This window comes from Candidatus Frankia nodulisporulans, from assembly GCF_902806475.1.
Taxonomy (GTDB): Bacteria; Actinomycetota; Actinomycetes; order Frankiales; family Frankiaceae; genus Frankia; species Frankia umida.
In genome coordinates, this window is sequence record NZ_CADCWS010000525.1 from 1 (window position 1) to 699 (window position 699).

Consider the following 699-nt stretch of genomic DNA (forward strand, 5'->3'; position numbering starts at 1 on the left):
GTGGTGACCGGCTCCGGCGGTGCGCACCTGTATTACCGCCATCCCGGTGTTCCGCTCCTGTCGGCCGCGGACGTGTACGGCCTGGGGTTGGATGTTCGCGGTGATGGCGGCATGGTTGTTGCGCCGCCGAGTCGCCATCCGAACGGGCACCGCTACGCCTGGGTGGGCGGTGCGCACGGTCTGTGTCGGGAGGCTCTGGCCGAGTACCTCGCCGACTGGCCGGTGGGCCATCTCGCCCAGCCATCTCGCCCCCCTGACCTCCAGTTCTTCACCCACAGCTGCACCGCCGCGCCCGCATCCAGCTGCGGGTCGGGTTGTCCCTGAGGCGCATCGGTCAGCGCGGGCGGAGGCGATTCTTCGGGGGCTGTACGAGCAGATTGCTAGCCGGCCTCGGGGTCAGCGGACGCGGACCGTCTACTGGGCCGGCGCTCGGGTGGCGGAGCATGCCGCCGCCGGTGTCCTCACCGTCGAGCAGGCGATGCCCGTGCTGGTGTCTGCTGGCGTCGCCGCCGGCCTGACAGTCAGCGAAGCCACCCATAGCGCCACCTGTGGGCTGCGCGTCTCTGAGGGCCTTGCAGGGCGTGCCGCGTGAAGACTGACGCTCAGGTTCAGCAATCCATGCCCGCCCCCGGCCGGTCGGCTCGGCAGACTCCGCCGCGTCGCGTCGCCGCGTGGTTCAACCCGCCTGTCGTGCCGGAG

1 protein-coding gene is annotated in these 699 nt (G+C 71.1%); it reads left to right on the forward strand.

What is annotated here, in order from left to right; translation table 11 throughout:
- Nucleotides 1-324: bifunctional DNA primase/polymerase (locus tag G6R24_RS21245; protein ID WP_192029232.1), on the forward strand; the 324-nt coding region annotated here is incomplete at its 5' end.
- Between the last annotated feature and the right edge of the window lie 375 nt (nt 325-699).